This window comes from Weissella koreensis KCTC 3621 (assembly GCF_000277645.1).
The window spans coordinates 300,322-317,489 of sequence record NZ_AKGG01000016.1 but is presented as its reverse complement, the minus strand read 5'-3'; the positions used below and the strand labels follow the sequence as shown (position 1 = coordinate 317,489).

The following is a 17,168-nucleotide window of genomic DNA, read 5'->3' as shown; positions in this document are numbered from 1 at the left end:
TTATTGGAAATATAACTGTAGCGACTGCGCCTAATTTTACCGTGGTATTAATTGGCCGTGTTATATCATCATTATCACATGGTTTATTTATGTCGATTGCATCCATAATTGCAGCAGATGTTGTTGAACCTAGCCGTCGATCAAGTGCGATTGCTGTGATGTTTACAGGTCTAACAGTAGCGACTGTGACTGGTGTTCCTCTTGGAACGTTTATTGGACAAATTAGTACATGGCATATGTCTTTTTATTTTATTTCATTAATTGGAATAATAGGATTGATCGTAAATTGGATTATTATTCCTAATGATTTGCCACTAGGAAGTAAGACTAGTTTTATGGGTATAATAAATGTTTTGAAAAGTAAAACTTTACGAGTTGCTTTAATTATAACTGCGTTAGGATATGGTTCCACCTTCACCGTTTATACATTTATTACACCAATTCTTCAATCTATGATGCATTGGAGTGCAAATTCTATTGTTATTATTCTAGTTATATATGGATTTATGGTAGCAGTTGGTAATACTATTGGCGGACGATTGACTAATCAAAATATATTACCAGCTTTGATTAAAATGTTTATAGGTTTATTAATAACTTTAATTTTACTATTATTATTTATGAGTAATCACTGGTTAGGACTACTAAGTGTTATGCTTTTAGGCTTATTTGCTTTTATGAATGTTCCAGGTCTACAATTATATATTGTACAAATGGCTGAGAAATATACACCAAATGACATTTCCATAGCCTCAGCTTTAAATATATCTGCTTTCAATATTGGAATTACGTTGGGTTCATTATTGGGAGGACAGGGAGTAGCCGCAGTTGGGTTAAGAATTACACCATATTTTGGAATAATAATGGTATTCATTAGTATTTTACTGACATTGATGTTAAACAATAAAAATAACATAAAAAAATAATATGTCATCACTGTATTATAATATATAGCAGAAAATCATTTTAATTAAATGAATTAATCCATAATATTAAATTTACGATAATTTAAATTGGTATATGGAAATATGTGAAAAAGAAGGGATCAAACTTGAGTGAATAAAGTTTTATCCCTTTTTTCGATGAATGAGGGAAAATGCTGAATGCGTAAGGGAGTTTTATGTCAATGTGTATAAGTGTTCTGAAATATATATCTATACTATCGGTCAAATAAACGGGAAAACGGGAAATCCAGAACGAAGTCAGTAATATCAAGACTTCAGGGATCCCGTTTTTTTATTTTGGCGGGATTTTGAACGGGGAACGTCGGGAAATTCGAGATAATTGGCTAAAGATTGGTTGAAAGGGACTCAAAACTAATCATAAAGAACGTAAATAAAGCCAAAACGTATAAGTATCAATGAGTTTGACGTTTTTTGAAAGACGTGATGATCAAATGAGGTCATACATGGTACCTAAATATATAAAAAATATAAACTTTTGAAATTACGATCAAGTAGGATATGAAAAAGACCCGCAACCAATATTTGGCACGGGTTCCCAAGCTTTAATGAATCTGGATTTAGGGGCGAATAATCCCATTAAAACAGAAAAAGACGCAGTTATTTATGGTAAGGGGATCCTTATTAGAAATGGCTGCTTCTTTTGCGTAAATATTATCAGTATAGTGACCACATAGATGCTGGTACGTAACTGTTTACGCGTGCTTTTTACATGAATACAGCTTATATAAAATTTTGAAATATATAACGTATGTTGTTAAAAAAGAAATAATAGGTTATAATCAAGATATGGAAAATGTAGAATTTGAAACATATAAACGACCTAACGGACATGATGAATTTTTAGAGTGGCTGAATACGTTACCTGACCGTGATCAGCAAAAAATGCTTATGACAATTGAACAAACGCAAGAACAAGGTTTAATGGTTGCAAGGCAACTTAAATGGATTAAAAAACTAGATAACAATCTTTTCGAATTGAGAAGTGAGGCTGGTGGAAATATTCAACGGGCAATCTATTTTCATGTGGAGCATGGACAATATATCATCACACATGGCTTTACAAAGAAAACACAAAAAACTCCAGCACGTGAAATTAAGCATGCAATTGAACTTAGAAAGGAATGGTCTGATAATGAAAATTAATGATTTGATAGCAGAAAAAAACAAGATGTTGAGTGGGCAAATGGTTACGAGAACATTCGTGATAAATTTGAAACTGCAATTGTCTTATATAATGCGCGAACAGAAGCAGGATTGACTCAATCAGAACTAGCAGACCTTGCTGGAACTAGTCAAAAAACGGTTGCTAACATTGAAAAAGGTGACAATGTCACGATTGATAAATTCACTGAAATTGCTAATGCGTTAGGTAAACGTGTCAAAATTACACTAACTTGAAATTAAAATAAATTATTTATAGAGAAAAGATTATGCCGTTTCATATGCTAACTTGGTAAGTAAGAAATTTAATGAAGGTGAAATTGGCTACAAGGTAAATATAATCAGTCAAACCAAGTAGCAGCAACATAGATTGGATGAATTCATAAAATTGGACGAAAAAGAACGTTTTTCGAAAAATCATTTAAATTAGTTGTGTATTCATTTATATGTTATAATGAATACACGAAATACATGGGGGTGACTATTATGGCAACAACACCAACGACTATTCGTCTGGATGATGAGTTACGCGATGAATTAGAACCACGCTTAAAGGCAGCAGGACTAAGTCTAAATGGATATTTAGTAATGGCTGCAAAGCAATTTGTTATTCAAAATAAGATTCCTTTTGAAGTGATTGTCCCAGAAGAGATACCTAATGAGACAACTCATAAGGCCTTAATTGAAGCACAGGCAAAGGAAATGGGATTGATTCCTGATAATTCACCAGAATTTAATAATGTTGACGATTTGATGAACTATTTGGATAGTGAGGATTAAGAATGTCGGACTTTATCCTAAAACCAGATCCACAATTTAAAAAAGATTATCAAGTATTCAAGAGAGACCATCCTGAATTGATATCTGAATTCAAAGTTGCATTACGAGAATTAAAAATTAATGGAACTGTGCCAGATTCATATAATCCTCATGGGTTAGATAATCGTGGAGGCTTATATAATGGTAACCTTGATTTTCATCTATCAGATGGGCAGGTAGATGTAGTCGTAATATACATTCCACATAAAACTAACCCCATTATTAGATTAGTTAGAATAGGTACTCATAAAGATTTATTTCAATGATTGATAAAATAAAAAATACACTTATGAACAGGCCAGTTGGTAATCATAAGTGTATTTTTATTTATTCAAAAATTGTCTAAAGTATCAAAAACTTTCTAGGAGTGGATATGATTATGGGATTATATGTTTCGAATTCATCAACTGAAAGTCCATATAATGATTTATTAACATCAGAAACATCGTACCCAAAAATTAATTAATAATCATTTAATGTAGCCAAATGATTGATCGAGTTGGTAGACGAATTGAAAGAAGCAGATAAAAAGGACGAACTCAAGGGTTCGCCCTTTTTTTGTGGATAATTTGTATTCAAGCTGTACTAAGAAGTCCTATGTATAAATATAAAAAGAAGCAGGATGAGTGGTAAGAAACTCCTAACTAAACTAATGGTGGATTTGGAACTATATTTGAATTGATGGTATCGTTCTATTCATGATTTATTTCAATATAATATGAGGTCGTATGAAGTTGATATGAGTTTTGATAAAAATATTTTGAAATTCCTATGTTCCGGAAAATGAATTTGATGAGATTGTATGAAATTCATAAATATAATAAAAATTGTGAAGAATACAGAATATATCTATATATATTCTAATAAGGTTGAAGTAGATCTAAGTGTAATGATTAGCTCTTTTTTTGTCTAACTAGGACAATTTCAAAATCTTTTTTTTCTAAAGATTAAATACCCAATAATAATGAAAATAAATGTATATAATAAAGTTGAAATAGTTATTTGAAAATTACTTAAGTGACTTATGTCGTGATATATTGTGTAGTTATAGTACTGTGGAGTTAAATTTAGAGTGTTAAACGGATTCCATTTTATAAATTTAGTTATATTAATATTTTTGTTTAGTAGTATATTAGAGAATAATGATCCAAATATGACTAGGCTAATTCCCAATAAAGTAACAATAGAGTTACTATTTATAATACATGAAATCAAAAAGACGAAGCTTATTACTAATGTAGACATAAAAATGTCGAGAAGAGTCGCGATAGCCATATTTACTAATAAATTTTGATGGTACATATATATTGCCATTAGATGAATATGACCATTCAAACTGCTTAATCCAAATATCATTGATATGAATACCGCAAATAGATGAATAGCAATATTATAGGTAAAAAGTACAAGTAATTTTGATAAATATACATGAATTTTATTTGAAGATTTATATATAAGAGTTAAAATCGTATTGTTCTGAAATTCCATTGAAAAAAAAGTAGATCCAACCATAACTAGAACTAAAGGAATAAACTGACCGGATGCATAAGTTGATACGAAAAGAAATTTTCCGTCGCTTCCAAAAGTGACGGAAGCAATAATCATTATTATCAGTAAAAAAATTGGCATTATCCAAGTTATTTTACGATGAACCAACTTATAAAATTCTTGATGGGTGGTATATTTCATTAGAATCTCCTTTTCTTAAAACATATAAATCCCATGTATAGAAATACTATTATATAAGCAAATGTCCCAATGACTAATGATAGATTATTAAGTTCAATGGCATGATTATACCTACCATTTGGTAATTGTTTCATTATGGAAAACATATTGAAGGGATTCCATTTTAAGATAGGCTGTGTAAATTTAAGAGCACTCATAACTGCAGACATAACAGAATTACCAAAAAAAGAAAAGCAAAGGCCAGTTCCAACTACCACTACATTGGAATATGTTATATTAGCTAATAAAAAAATGATCGAACAAAGTAATAGATTCATAGCAAACGAACCAAATGTATTAATAATTAGTGACTCAAATAAGCTTTTATTATATATTTGGTCACTTATGTTATAACTGTTGTTAAAATATAAAAATTTTATTAACATTGTTAATGTAAAGCCGATTAAATGTAAAATAATGCTGTAGATAATAATAATCCATAATTTCGAAAAATAAATTTTAAATTTAGAGTTGTTTTTGTATATTATTTGTATAATTGTATTATAATCACATTACATTAATATGAAGTAACTGCTAATAGTAATTAAAATCATTCCAATCCATTGAGCCATACCAAATCCAACAATGAACATATTCGCAGAATTTTCGGATGTTAAGGCTGTGTAAATGATCATTATAATGACAAAAAGTATTCCAAAATATACACTTCTTAATTTTTTGAATTTATAAAATTCTTGGTATATCATATCTCTCATGATTGAGTGTCCCTTTGTTGATTTAACAATTTGATTATTTGTTGTTCAAAATTCAATTTATTTTGAATCAATTTTAAGATATAGATGTTATGTACTTTTAAAATGTCTTGAACTTGATATAATTGCTTTTTAGATATTAAAAAAGTAGTATCATTTATTTTTGAAAAAATAATCTTTTTTTGAAATATATCGCTAGTTTTAACAGGATCACTTGTTTCTAGTTGATAAGAATTATAGTTATTTTGATTAAAATACTCAATCGGCTTTTCAATTAATATTTGGCCATTATTAATTAAGATAACATCAGTGATGACTTTTTCTAATTCACTCAGTATGTGACTAGATATTAAAAAAGAAGTTCCATTGTTTGCATATTTTTTAATAATATTTCGAATTGAAATTGTTGTTTCGATATCGAGACCATTCATCGGTTCATCTAAGATAACGAATTCAGGGTTGTTTGTTAGAGCAATCGCAATTCCTAGTTTCTGTTTCATTCCCAAGGAATATCCCTTAGATTTTCTATTTATATATTGTCCCATATCTAATAAATCGATAAGATCATGCAAATGTTGATTATCTTTGGAATATAGTCTTAAATTTTGGTAACCTGACATAAATGGGTATATAGCTGGATGCTCAATTAAGGCACCAACGTTTTTAAGAGCATGATGATTAGATTCAGAAATTTTAAGTGAATTAAGTTGTATTTCTCCTTTAAATTTTGATAAACCAAGAATGGTCTTCATAATGGTGGTTTTCCCAGCACCATTAGGACCTATTAATCCAACAACTTTACCCTTGCCGACATCAAATGTGGCATGATTAACTATCATTTTTTTACCGATGAATACATCAACATTTTTAACCGTTAGCATGTTTTCACCTCGGATGGGTTAAAAATTTTAAAATATGAATCATTTAGTTCTAATATTATATTTATTGTTTGCATTTTTTAAAATCCTCCTAATATTATGAATAAACAATCGACGACTTTTTACAAAAAAAGCTGTTGATAATAGGAACATTATCAATGAGGGAACTAAAATCATTTGGCCCTCAATACCCATGCTAAAAACATTGAAAAACATACTAAGAAATATTGAAATTTCATAGAGAATTAAGCTCATAATTTTTTTATCAGTTATTTTTTTGAAAAGTATCACATTAAGTATGATGGAAAAAATAATTAGTAAATCCCAAAAAAGTCGCATCTCTATAGAAACAAGCATTGTTAAACGTCCCATAATCATAAAACCAGTAGCAATTCCAAGTATTATTTGTGCTCGTAAATCGTTTTTTGAAAGAAAGCTTTGCTTGTGATCAAATACAAGCTCATCAATGGAAACGTTATAGATATCCGCTAGTGATTTTATGGTTTCAATGTCTGGAGTATTGCGTCCAGTTTCCCAACTAGAAACACTTTGGCGAGAAACATGTAATATATGGGCGATTTCATTTTGACTTAACTTTGCTTTTGTTCTAAATGTTTTTAATTGTTCATTAAAACTTTTGGGTAACATTTCCTACACCTCCAAAATATATCAGGTTTAAGTAAATTGAAAGACACTATCTCTGTCATCTATAATTTACCACCTTTGATTATGGAAATGCATATATGCTAGAGATAGTTGCCTAAATAATTGGCTTTAATATTAGTTTTTTGCAATTATCTAGGATATTCTATCAATTAAAATGAAAATATAACGAAACGAATATAGGATATATTTATATATTTTAATAATGTAGAGCCAAGTGAATTTATCACTTGGCCCTTTTTTTATGTCATAAAGGAGGAAATATAGATGCAAAAAAGTAGTTTGAATCATATTCTGAACAAAACAATTAAAACAATGTTTAAAGGTCAGGGTATTATATCCAAAAAAGAATATCCGATTGAATCGATTGTCATGTTTTATGATGAATTGGGCGTGGAAGAATTACCAGATTTTGTTAAAAGGGATGTAGAGTATGTCATTGAATATGTCGTTCAGGATATCACGTTTAAAAATCAAAAAGAGCTAGAAATGATTGTAGCTAATTTTTTGGATATAGAATCAAGAGTGGCCTTAGGAATGGCATTGATCAAAGATAATCAACTAATTGCTACACGTAAGGAAGGAGTTAAAGAATGGATATTTTAATGAGAGTAGGTCAAAAAGTCTTAATCACAATTGCGACAGAATTAATTAATATTTTGAGCGATACTAAAAAATAAGGAAGTGATCAAAATCAAACAGGCTAAATATTATGATGAAATAGACAAAGATGCATTGAATTCAGTCTATATGGATATATTAATGGCGTTGGAAGGCGATGAACTTGGTTTAATGAAGATATTCAGACAGCTTAGCGGACAACAGATTAACCTGCCGGTTCATTTATATAGTCCTGAAGCCATGAAACTAATTCTGAAGGATAAGTACGAACATGGAGGAATAGATATAAATAAAGAATCAGAAAGGTATGGATACACCCGCAGGTGGATTATAGGAGTAATCAAACAAATTGAGAAAGGTAAAATATGAATAATAAGCTATATAAAGTATTGATGAACCAGGTAATTGAACTATTTGGTTGGGAACATATCCATACAATTGAAGTCTTAAAACCAGAAGAAATATTGATGGAAATAAGTGAGCTAGAACCAACAATGGTTCCAGCTTTTTTATTAGGTGTGGATAAAGTAAAGATTAATTCTCAAATCATCTTAATCAATAAGAATGAAGTAGTCACCATAGCTACATATTACAGCGTAGAAGGATCGATATTAGGGTATGCGGTCATTTATAAGGGCGATATTGCATATGAAAAAAGGATATAGGAGTAAATAACAATGGCTAAAACAATCGAAAAAGTCACAATGAAGCTAAGTTAAAAAAGAGAGGGCGAACACATATTCTGGAAAAGCAGGCAGTGGGATAGTGATCTACCAAGCTATTTCATATTAAGCAACTATCCGGCTAATGAGCAGCTAGTGTCAGATGATATGACTGGAATGTTGATCCAAAATGCTATCTTTAAATTAGGAGGAGGTGGTGTCGTAGTAGGTAATTTGTTTTCAAAGAGTGTAGGAAATAAAGCTAATGAGAAAATATTACGCGAAGCGTATACAGATAATAGCATGGATGAACTAATCACAACTGCACTAAAACAAGACTACATTGTTATTGCGACTGGTGCTTTGACCGATAAATCAGAAATTTCACGATTTAGATTACGTACATTTTTAGAACGTCTAATGGATCAAGAAGCTAACGATAAAATCAAAGTATTGGTAGCACAGGATACTAAAGAACCTGCACATCCATTATCTCGATTTGTGCGTGGTTTTGGATTGAACTGGCAACTAGAGACATTAGAGTCCGTCGGACTATATGAACGAATTGTAAAACAAATGAACTCAGCTAAAATCAGGATCAATCTATAGTCAAATAATATCTATATATTATCGGWAAAATAAACGGGAAAACGGGAAATTTCGAACKAAGYCAGKWATAWCAAGRCTTCRGSGWKCCCGTTTTTTTATTTTGKCGGGATTTTGAACGGGGAACGTCGGGAAATAAYGGGGAATTCGAGAYAATTGTCTGAAAGACTGATTGAAAGGKAMTCAAAACTAATCATAAARARCRYAAATAAATATAAAACGTATGAGTACCAATGAGTTTGACGTTTTTTRAAAGACGTGATTATTAAATGAGGTCATACATGACACCTAAATATATAAAAAATMTAAACTTTTGAAATTACGATCAAGTRGGACATAAAAAAGACCCGCAACCAATRTTTGGCGCGGGTTCCCAAGCTTTAATRAATCTGGATTTAKGGRCGAATAATCCCATTAAARCAGAAAAAGACGCAGTTATTTATGGTAAGGGGATCCAATATTAATCATAAATGAGCGGTAAATTTGTTCAGTTAATACTAAGCGCATCAACTGGTGTGGAAGGGTAAATTTACCAAAACTAATTAGAGTATTGGCGCGTTGATTGACTGATGGATCAGTTCCCAAAGAACCACCAATTACAAAAGTTATATCGGAGTGTCCAGTAACAGCTAATTGATCTATTTCATGAGCTAAAGCTTCAGAAGTTCGTTCCTTTCCTTTGATAGCGAGGACAAAAACATATTCCTTGTCTTTAATTTTGCTAAGAATTCGTTCACCCTCTTTTGCCATGACTTGTTGCATTTGCGTTTCTGACAATTGTTCAGGTGCTTTTTCATCCTGAACTTCAATAATATTAAATTTGGCAAATTTTGATAAACGTTTGGCATATTCAGCAATTCCATCTTTAAGAAATTGCTCTTTTAATTTTCCCACTGTGATAATTTTGATGTTCATATATTTTTACGCTTTCTAATCAATTTAAACCTTAAGATGGTATATTCTGTAGAGAAGTTGATTTGTTACTTTTACACACATAAATATTGTATGTTTTTTACATTGTTTTCAATTATAACACGGTTTATAGCTTGTTAATTTAAACCTTTTAATGATTATCCACAGTTGTTAGTAACTCTGTGGAAAAGTTATTTTAAGCCTATTATAACAACCTTTGTAAAGGTTAATAAAGTTAAATTTAATCATTAATATGTGCATTAATATAATAGCCTTTATAAAAAGACGAACGATATTAACATATTAAGTATAAAAGAACGTGTTTTAACGTTGTAAGCGGTATCTAATATTTAAATTTGAACATTTTATTAACAGTATTAAAAAACATTAAAATTGAATTAAATAAAATTAGCAATGTGGTTTTTAACATCTCTATTATAAAATACAATCAAGATTTAGATGGCTTCATAAAAGGATTTATAAAAAGAAAGTATATTGCTTTATTTGACATAAAAACACAATTATACACGTTAAAAATATAAATTGTTGAAAACTATCGACAGTTATTAACAGTTTATACACAGGTGGGGATAACTAAAGTTTAAAGTTTTACACAATTTATTAACAAAGAGCTAGAATAAAGGAATTAGGTTATAATTTTAGGTGAACAGGATAAATTTAGAAACGGGTATGGAAAATGAAAAAAATTGCTAAAAAAATGACCCCACCACAAATTTTAACATTGGGTTTCTTATTAATTATTTTTATGGGGAGCCTATTGTTAACTCTGCCGTGGATGCATCATTCTCATACGCATGTGCCATTGATTGACGCCATTTTTACTGCTGTTTCAGCGACGACTATTACGGGACTAAATACATTACCAACTGCTACTACGTGGACTCTGCCTGGACAAATCATCATTTTAATGATGATTGAAGTAGGGGCGTTGGGATTTATGACATTTGCGGTATTATTAATTACTTTGACTGGAAGACGATTGGATTTGCGATCACGAATGCTTGCACAGCAGGCCCTAAATTTAAAAAGCTTTTCAGACGTACACTCAATTCTTGAATATATTTTACGTTTATCAACTATAATTCAAGCGTTAGGGGCTGTATTACTAGCGTTTGATTTTATTCCTCGATTTGGGTGGATGAAGGGAATTTATTATTCCATTGCTCATTCGATTTCAGCCTTCGCTAATGCCGGATTTGTCTTTTTCGATGCTCCTTTTGGTCAATTTAAAAGTGACTCATACGTCTTAATTGTAACGATGTTATTGATTTTAGCGGGATCATTAGGATTCTTAGTTTGGCGAGATATCATTTCAAAACGGAAAAGACATAATTTTAGTTTACACACTCGTTTGACGTTGACAGTTTCAGCGTGGCTTATTGGGATCGGATTTGTTGGATTCTTGATCTCAGATACACTAACGGGAACTTTTAGCCAAGCAAATGGATGGTTTAACCAGATTATTGATACCTTGTTTGTTGCTATCACTCCACGAACGGCAGGATTTGAAATTGTACCAATGAATACAATTTCAAATGCCGGCTTTATGACGTTTGTCTTTTTGATGTTCATTGGTGGGACTCCTGGATCAACTTCTGGGGGAATCAAAACGACAACGGCAGGAATTTTAATAGCACAGGTTTGGGCTTCCTTGCGGGGGCAAGAATCGGTTCGATTTAGGGATCGTCAGTTTTCAAAAAAGACCGTTAATAAGGCCTTAATGTTGGCAATTGTGGCGATTATTTTTATTTTCTTAGCATCGTTTTTCCTTAGTATCACAGAAACCTTGCCTAAGGGTCGGGGAACCGAATATTACGTCTTTGAGGTGGTATCTGCTTTCTCAACGGCTGGACTAACGTTAGGACTGACCCCAAATCTTTCTAGTGTGGGGAAAGTCATTATTATGACGGTTATGTTTATTGGTCGAGTCGGTCTGTACACTGTTATGTTTTCAGTATTGAATGTTCATGCTCAAGATACACATATTGAATACCCAGAAGAAGAAGTCTTAATTGGATAATTTCGATATTTTAACATGAAAAGGAGGCTGGATGATGGCTGGTGATTTTTTTGCAAGTGACTTAGATGGAACGTTTTTTGATAATCAAAGAGAGTATGATGTGGATCGATTCAAAACATTAGTTCAAATAATTAATTCTCAAGATAATCATTTTGTACTGGCAACAGGTCGTGATATGATCATGTTAAAAAAAAGTTTCGCACCAGTCTGGGGCCAAGTTGATATTGTGGCTAATAATGGGGCCGTAGTGATTGCAGCGAATGGTACAGTATTACAGGAAGCTGTAATACCAATTATAATTATGGAAAAAGTTATGCAGGTTATTTCAAAAATGCATCTTGAAAAAGGGGTTATTTTTGTCGGCTTGAATCATAAGTTTATGTTGAGAAAACATCGAAATTTAAACCATCAAAAAAATACTTTTCAGCGTGAGGACCAAGTAAGTTATTTCGTGGAGCAGGTCAATGAAATTCATGATAGGATTGTTAAATTAACTTTTGGGGTTGAAACACAGGCTGTCCCAGCATTGATTGAGCTTATTCAAAATCAAGTAGGATCGTCAGTCTATGTTACAACATCAGGTTATGGATCAATTGATGTTATTGCTGCGACGGTCAATAAAGCTCAAGGACTTCAAATTTTAGCCCAATATTACCAGCAAGATCAGCCCTGGATCATGGCATTTGGTGATGGATTGAATGATTTGGAGATGTTGAAAATAGCCCAAATGCCTTATGCCATGTCGAATGGAGATCCAGTGATTGTTGAACAATTTCCACCAGCGATGGCTGATAATCAGCATTCAGGTGTTATCAAGACAATTGAAAAGTATTTACAAAAGAAACAGACTAATAAGTAGAGATGATAGGAGCTTTAAAATTGAAAACGTATGCGATTATCGGTAATCAATATGAGGGGCTTTATACAAAGCCTTGGAGTATTGTACAGAAGTACACACAAACCAAACCAGCACCTCGTTATAAAGGCTTTACAACAGCTACTGAGGCTAAAACTTGGTTTGAGGAACAAAAAGCAGGACAAGATTTAAGTTCAAGACAATATACGATTGCCTATGATGGCCAGTTTGAAACAAATCCAGAAAAATATTATTTATTTACAGATGGTGGTAGTCGCAATACTGGTAATGTTTCCGGTGGACACGTCAAGGCGACAGATAAAGCCGCATGGGCTTTGGCTATTTATCAAGGAAACGATTTAAAAAATCCTTTGTTTAAGGATGCGGGAGCCTTTTTTGGTCGTACCAATAATGAAATGGAAATACTAGCATTGATTCATGGTTTACAACAAGCCCAAAAAACAGCTATACCGGTCGTAATTGTGAGTGATTCAAAATATGTTTTGGATACTGCCACTAATTGGATGTACAACTGGAAGGTAGCCGGTTGGAAGAAAAGTAGCGGCCAAATTGCGAATTTAGAGTTGTGGCAACAGGTGGATCAATTAATTCAACCGATCGCCCAACGTTTGGAATTTATTTGGGTTAAGGGTCATGCAACTAGTGCTGGGAATGTATTAGTAGATCAATTGCTAAATGACGCAATGGATCAATTACAGTAAATTAAATTAATAAAATAAAGCCGAGTTAGATTGAAAACTAACTCGGCTTTATTATGCTGATTTGTTTGCGGTTTTTAAAAATGTTTTCTAAAAGTTAGATGCTTAATCATATGGGTGTCAGCCCAACCGATGACAATTCCCTGTCCAAAAAATGAAATTAATGTTCCTAAATTCACTGATTTAATAGTCCCAGATATGTACCAAATTAAGAGAGACATTAGGATTGGAAGGGTGAAATTAATTACTTGTGCCAAAAACACATTCCCGTGTAGATACTTAAAACGGGTATAAAGAACTAAATCATCGAGGGGATGAGTAATAACATTTACCCGCATGGTGATTGAAACTCCTGTCCCGACCATGACAATAGAGATTAAGTCGATGATAATTCTGAGCCAGAGGGGGGCGTCAATGACTGGCGCAAAAATTTGACTAGAAAAGTTAACTAGATAGCTAAAACAACTTACAAAAATTAAATTGCCTAAAAGGTGAGGCCAAGATATTTGTTTAGTTAAAGCAATTAAAGTTAGTGCTGCTAGAATTCCAAAAGTAAACAAAAAATAGCCTTTGGGGATAGCAGTGAAGGATTGTAAGTTAGTGGCAGCAGCGGTCCAAGCGGCTGATCCCATATTAGTAGCCACTGCTAAACCATTGCCCAAGCCATTAAAAAATAAACCTAACAATAAAAAAATAATTGTTTCAGACCCCTTCAAAGGCCTAGTCTCATTATTTGTAATATACATAGTTATTAATACACCTCGGAAAACATATTTAATTTAATTTTAACCTATTAGCATTATAATAAAAGGAAATTGCCAGAATTGAGGTGCATTTCTGATGACAAATAACTTACTCGACTGGTTTAATCAGATGATGGCGGTCCGAGGTACATTCACTTGGATTGAATTTTCAATTCTTTTTATTCTAATATTAGTAGAGACTGGGGCAATTTTTGCCGGATTTATCCCAGGAGACACAATTTTAATTACAGCTGGAAGCATCGCCGGAATTCATCATAATATTGGTGAATTATTGATGTTAATCACTGTCTTTGCGATTGCATCATGGATAGGTGATGCAATTAACTACTATTTTGGAGCATGGCTAGTACGCCAAGTTAGTCGAATTGGTTATGTTGAACGACATATAAATGGACCGATTTTTCAAAATTTAACATATCACTTTAATCACCGACGCTGGTTTCTATTTGTCTTTGCTGGTCGATTTGTTCCATTCGTACGAACGCTAGTCCCTTTGACTGTGCATCGTTTGGGATTGGATTTTAAATCATATATTGGTTTGGCGGCAGGCTCTAGCCTAACTTGGGCCTTAGTTATTACATCTATTGGCTATTTCTTTGGGCACCTGACGTTACCACATGGTATGAACTGGATGATATTAGGAATCGTGTTATTAGGTTTTGGTATTATGTTTAGTAATAAAACCTTTCGAAGTAAATTTATTAATTTATTCGTTAAAATATAAAAAAATGTTAGAACTTATCAAAAAACATACCTTATCCGATGAAGATTAATACTTCACTAGATAAAATACGTTTTAGGTAAGTTTTTTAATTTGATAACCATTATTTAATAATAGGAGCTAAAATATGATCAATTTCTGCTAATTCTACTGGTGTTAAATCAGCAATAGCTAAAACGCCGATATTATCAATAATTTGGTCGGGTTTACTTGAACCGATTAAGACACTTGTGACTTCTGGTTTTTGAAGTAGCCACTTTAGTGACATTTCAGCTAAAGTAATTCCATGCTCAACTGCCATTGTATTTAATTTTTGAATGGCAGCTAATTTGTCTGATGTTAACATTTTAGCGTTCAAAAAGCGTGGATCATGACCAATTCGACTATCAGCAGGAATTCCATCGAGATAACGATTAGTTAATTGACCTTGAGCAAGTGGGCTAAAGGTAATCAGACCTTTTTGAAGATCATCAACGCTGCTTAATAGCCCGTTTTTTTCTACTGTGCGATCCAATAGATTATATCGATTCTGATTGATAATGAATGGAACTTTTAAATCATCTAAAAGTTCAGTTGCCCGTTGCAACGTTGGACCATCATAGTTGGAAAGACCGACATATAAGGCTTTTCCACTTTTTACTGCTTGAGCCAAAGCTAACATTGTTTCTTCCAATGGTGTTTCAGGATCCATGCGATGATGATAAAAGATATCAACATAATCCAATTGCAGACGATTTAAACTTTGATCAAGGCTGCTGAGTAACGATTTACGGCTACCCCAATTTCCATAAGGTCCATCCCACATTTCATAACCAGCTTTAGTTGAAATAATTAATTGATCCCGATAGTCTTTAAGGTCTTGGTGTAAAATTTTACCAAAATTAATTTCAGCAGCGCCTGGAGTAGGACCATAATTATTGGCTAGATCAAAATGAGTAATCCCATGATCAAATGCAGTAAAAATTAATTGTTGCATATTATTAAATTTATTATTTTCACCAAAATTATGCCATAATCCAAATGAAAGTGCAGGCAACATGAGGCCACTATGCCCAGTCCGACGGTATTCCATTTCTTGATAGCGATTAGGATCTGCTTGATACATGGTAATTATCTCCTTAATTTATAACTAATTTAATAGTTGATTTAAGGCATCCTTTATATTGGTTAGCGGGTGTCCTAATAATTCGGTAAGATCTGATGAAGTTTGAGCTAAAGCGCCTTCAGAGATAAGGGTTTGATTAAAAATAATCCCGTTAATCTGGTCTTCATTATAATGAGCAGCAATTAGCTCAGAACTAAGTTGTTTAAGGGAAGCTTCTTTTACATTAATATTAGCATCCATATTATTGATGAGGTCTGTGTAAGTACGTGCAGAACCTGATAATTCATAAATAGATTTGGGATCTGCCAATGTTAAGACTTCAGCAGCAGCTTGCGCATATTCTTTCTCTAGGGCCCATCCAACGAGTTGATTATTAGTTGCATCAACGAATGTTTTTTGATCAGCAGCAGTTTTAAGAGTCATAAGTTCATTTTCTAAGTACCAGTTATTGCGTAAAAATGAAGTTTTAATTCCAGAATCAAGCAGCGCCTTTTCTGTTTTTTGATGATCCATAGCTAAGGGAGTATTAGCAGTGTCAGCATGTGGGAAACTAGTATAAGCGATGAACTTAACGCCGGCTTTTTTAGCTGCGTTCACCACGTTGAGGTGTTGGGTACTGCGACTAACAGCTTGTCCCGGTTGTGATGAAATAAATAGTAGTTTATCTACCCCAACTAATGATTCTTGCAAGGTAGTATGTTCATTGAAATCCCCTTTTTTAACGATAACGTTTTCGGGAACCATAGCTTTAGCTTTTGAAACATTACGTGCTAGCCCAATAATTTGATCATCAGGGTTAATAAGTTGGTTGAGTTGTTTAATTGCAACCTGACCAAAGCGGCCGGTTACACTAGTAATTGCATAAGTTGTCATAAGATTTGATCCTTTCCTTATTTAAAGATAGTAATATAATCTATCAGTTCATCATAACTAGCTTTGAAAGCGGTGTCAATGGGGGAAAACGTTTTTTTGAACAGAAAGATTGAAAATAATATATTCAATTATTTCGATATAAATAAACCTTTGAGCTGGCAAAATTGATTATTGGGTTTGATTAATGAATTTGTGCTAAATACTAGTATTGTGTACTCAATTTATTTGAATGGTATTGAAGATATAGATACTTTTTTCATTGGGTTAATTTTTAGTTAGAAAATGAAATCTACAACTAACGTCATTTTAGGTTATTAATTAAATAATATGTTCCATATGAAAAAAAGACTATTAATAATGC

General features: G+C 32.4%; 20 protein-coding genes. 13 read left to right on the top strand and 7 right to left on the bottom strand.

What is annotated here, in order from left to right:
- The 5 genes from JC2156_RS08125 to JC2156_RS08105 all read left to right on the top strand — a co-directional run.
- Positions 1 to 926 (top strand): MFS transporter (locus tag JC2156_RS08125; protein WP_038241321.1); only part of this gene is annotated, 926 nt, incomplete at its 5' end.
- Positions 927 to 1,751: 825 nt separating this feature from the next.
- Positions 1,752 to 2,108 carry a type II toxin-antitoxin system RelE/ParE family toxin gene (locus JC2156_RS08120; RefSeq protein WP_006846158.1) on the top strand — a complete coding sequence of 119 codons (357 nt, stop codon included), beginning with the start codon at positions 1,752 to 1,754 and terminating at the stop codon, positions 2,106 to 2,108.
- 54 nt (positions 2,109 to 2,162) lie between these two features.
- On the top strand, positions 2,163 to 2,363 hold the full coding sequence (locus JC2156_RS08115; protein WP_338009592.1) for a helix-turn-helix transcriptional regulator: 201 nt from the start codon (positions 2,163 to 2,165) through the stop codon (positions 2,361 to 2,363).
- A 249-nt stretch (positions 2,364 to 2,612) separates the two neighbouring features.
- Positions 2,613 to 2,906 carry a type II toxin-antitoxin system RelB/DinJ family antitoxin gene (locus tag JC2156_RS08110; RefSeq protein WP_006846156.1) on the top strand — a complete coding sequence of 98 codons (294 nt, stop codon included), beginning with the start codon at positions 2,613 to 2,615 and terminating at the stop codon, positions 2,904 to 2,906.
- 2 nt (positions 2,907 to 2,908) lie between these two features.
- A complete protein-coding gene (locus JC2156_RS08105; protein WP_006846155.1) occupies positions 2,909 to 3,211 on the top strand; it encodes a type II toxin-antitoxin system RelE/ParE family toxin in 303 nt (100 codons plus the stop codon).
- A 658-nt stretch (positions 3,212 to 3,869) separates the two neighbouring features.
- Here the strand turns inward: JC2156_RS08105 and JC2156_RS09145 are convergent.
- The 3 genes from JC2156_RS09145 to JC2156_RS08640 all read right to left on the bottom strand — a co-directional run bounded on the left by JC2156_RS09145 (position 3,870) and on the right by JC2156_RS08640 (position 6,912).
- Positions 3,870 to 4,634, bottom strand: coding sequence for an ABC transporter permease (locus tag JC2156_RS09145; RefSeq protein ID WP_006846154.1), 765 nt, complete (start codon positions 4,632 to 4,634; stop codon positions 3,870 to 3,872).
- A gap of 751 nt (positions 4,635 to 5,385) precedes the next feature.
- On the bottom strand, positions 5,386 to 6,267 hold the full coding sequence (locus tag JC2156_RS08085) for an ABC transporter ATP-binding protein (protein WP_006846151.1): 882 nt from the start codon (positions 6,265 to 6,267) through the stop codon (positions 5,386 to 5,388).
- A 39-nt stretch (positions 6,268 to 6,306) separates the two neighbouring features.
- A complete protein-coding gene (locus JC2156_RS08640) occupies positions 6,307 to 6,912 on the bottom strand; it encodes a helix-turn-helix domain-containing protein (RefSeq protein WP_006846150.1) in 606 nt (201 codons plus the stop codon).
- 282 nt (positions 6,913 to 7,194) lie between these two features.
- Here JC2156_RS08640 and JC2156_RS08075 point away from each other — a divergent pair, with 282 nt between their 5' ends.
- From JC2156_RS08075 to JC2156_RS08060, 4 genes are all read left to right on the top strand, one after another.
- Positions 7,195 to 7,533, top strand: coding sequence for a hypothetical protein (locus JC2156_RS08075; RefSeq protein WP_006846149.1), 339 nt, complete (start codon positions 7,195 to 7,197; stop codon positions 7,531 to 7,533).
- 78 nt (positions 7,534 to 7,611) lie between these two features.
- Positions 7,612 to 7,917 carry a hypothetical protein gene (locus JC2156_RS08070; RefSeq protein ID WP_038241317.1) on the top strand — a complete coding sequence of 102 codons (306 nt, stop codon included), beginning with the start codon at positions 7,612 to 7,614 and terminating at the stop codon, positions 7,915 to 7,917.
- A 23-nt stretch (positions 7,918 to 7,940) separates the two neighbouring features.
- The gene (locus JC2156_RS08065) at positions 7,941 to 8,213 is read left to right on the top strand and encodes a hypothetical protein (protein ID WP_238530598.1); all 273 of its coding nucleotides are present in this window, start codon (positions 7,941 to 7,943) and stop codon (positions 8,211 to 8,213) included.
- A 72-nt stretch (positions 8,214 to 8,285) separates the two neighbouring features.
- On the top strand, positions 8,286 to 8,819 hold the full coding sequence (locus tag JC2156_RS08060) for a DUF1643 domain-containing protein (protein WP_081482767.1): 534 nt from the start codon (positions 8,286 to 8,288) through the stop codon (positions 8,817 to 8,819).
- A gap of 432 nt (positions 8,820 to 9,251) precedes the next feature.
- On the opposite strand, the gene rlmH is transcribed toward JC2156_RS08060, so the two are convergent.
- Entirely contained in the window at positions 9,252 to 9,731 is a 480-nt protein-coding gene (rlmH, locus tag JC2156_RS08055) for a 23S rRNA (pseudouridine(1915)-N(3))-methyltransferase RlmH (RefSeq protein ID WP_006846146.1), read from the bottom strand.
- A gap of 694 nt (positions 9,732 to 10,425) precedes the next feature.
- Between rlmH and JC2156_RS08050 the strand changes: the two genes are divergently transcribed.
- From JC2156_RS08050 to JC2156_RS08040, 3 genes are read left to right on the top strand one after another with little or no spacing between them, the layout of a single operon-like run.
- Positions 10,426 to 11,769 carry a TrkH family potassium uptake protein gene (locus JC2156_RS08050; RefSeq protein ID WP_006846145.1) on the top strand — a complete coding sequence of 448 codons (1,344 nt, stop codon included), beginning with the start codon at positions 10,426 to 10,428 and terminating at the stop codon, positions 11,767 to 11,769.
- 34 nt (positions 11,770 to 11,803) lie between these two features.
- The gene (locus tag JC2156_RS08045) at positions 11,804 to 12,628 is read left to right on the top strand and encodes an HAD-IIB family hydrolase (RefSeq protein WP_104914563.1); all 825 of its coding nucleotides are present in this window, start codon (positions 11,804 to 11,806) and stop codon (positions 12,626 to 12,628) included.
- A gap of 20 nt (positions 12,629 to 12,648) precedes the next feature.
- The gene (locus JC2156_RS08040; protein WP_006846143.1) at positions 12,649 to 13,347 is read left to right on the top strand and encodes a ribonuclease H family protein; all 699 of its coding nucleotides are present in this window, start codon (positions 12,649 to 12,651) and stop codon (positions 13,345 to 13,347) included.
- Between the two features lie 74 nt (positions 13,348 to 13,421).
- Here JC2156_RS08040 and JC2156_RS08035 read toward each other — a convergent pair whose 3' ends face one another.
- Positions 13,422 to 14,090 (bottom strand): DUF6198 family protein, encoded by a 669-nt coding sequence (locus JC2156_RS08035; protein ID WP_006846142.1) that lies wholly within the window; start codon positions 14,088 to 14,090, stop codon positions 13,422 to 13,424.
- A 94-nt stretch (positions 14,091 to 14,184) separates the two neighbouring features.
- Here JC2156_RS08035 and JC2156_RS08030 point away from each other — a divergent pair, with 94 nt between their 5' ends.
- Positions 14,185 to 14,832 (top strand): DedA family protein, encoded by a 648-nt coding sequence (locus tag JC2156_RS08030; RefSeq protein WP_006846141.1) that lies wholly within the window; start codon positions 14,185 to 14,187, stop codon positions 14,830 to 14,832.
- 100 nt (positions 14,833 to 14,932) lie between these two features.
- Here the strand turns inward: JC2156_RS08030 and JC2156_RS08025 are convergent, their stop codons facing one another.
- Positions 14,933 to 15,934, bottom strand: coding sequence for an aldo/keto reductase (locus JC2156_RS08025; protein ID WP_006846140.1), 1,002 nt, complete (start codon positions 15,932 to 15,934; stop codon positions 14,933 to 14,935).
- A 24-nt stretch (positions 15,935 to 15,958) separates the two neighbouring features.
- Complete coding sequence (locus JC2156_RS08020) at positions 15,959 to 16,807, bottom strand: NAD(P)H-binding protein (RefSeq protein ID WP_006846139.1); 849 nt, start codon at positions 16,805 to 16,807, stop codon at positions 15,959 to 15,961.
- Positions 16,808 to 17,168 lie beyond the last annotated feature (361 nt).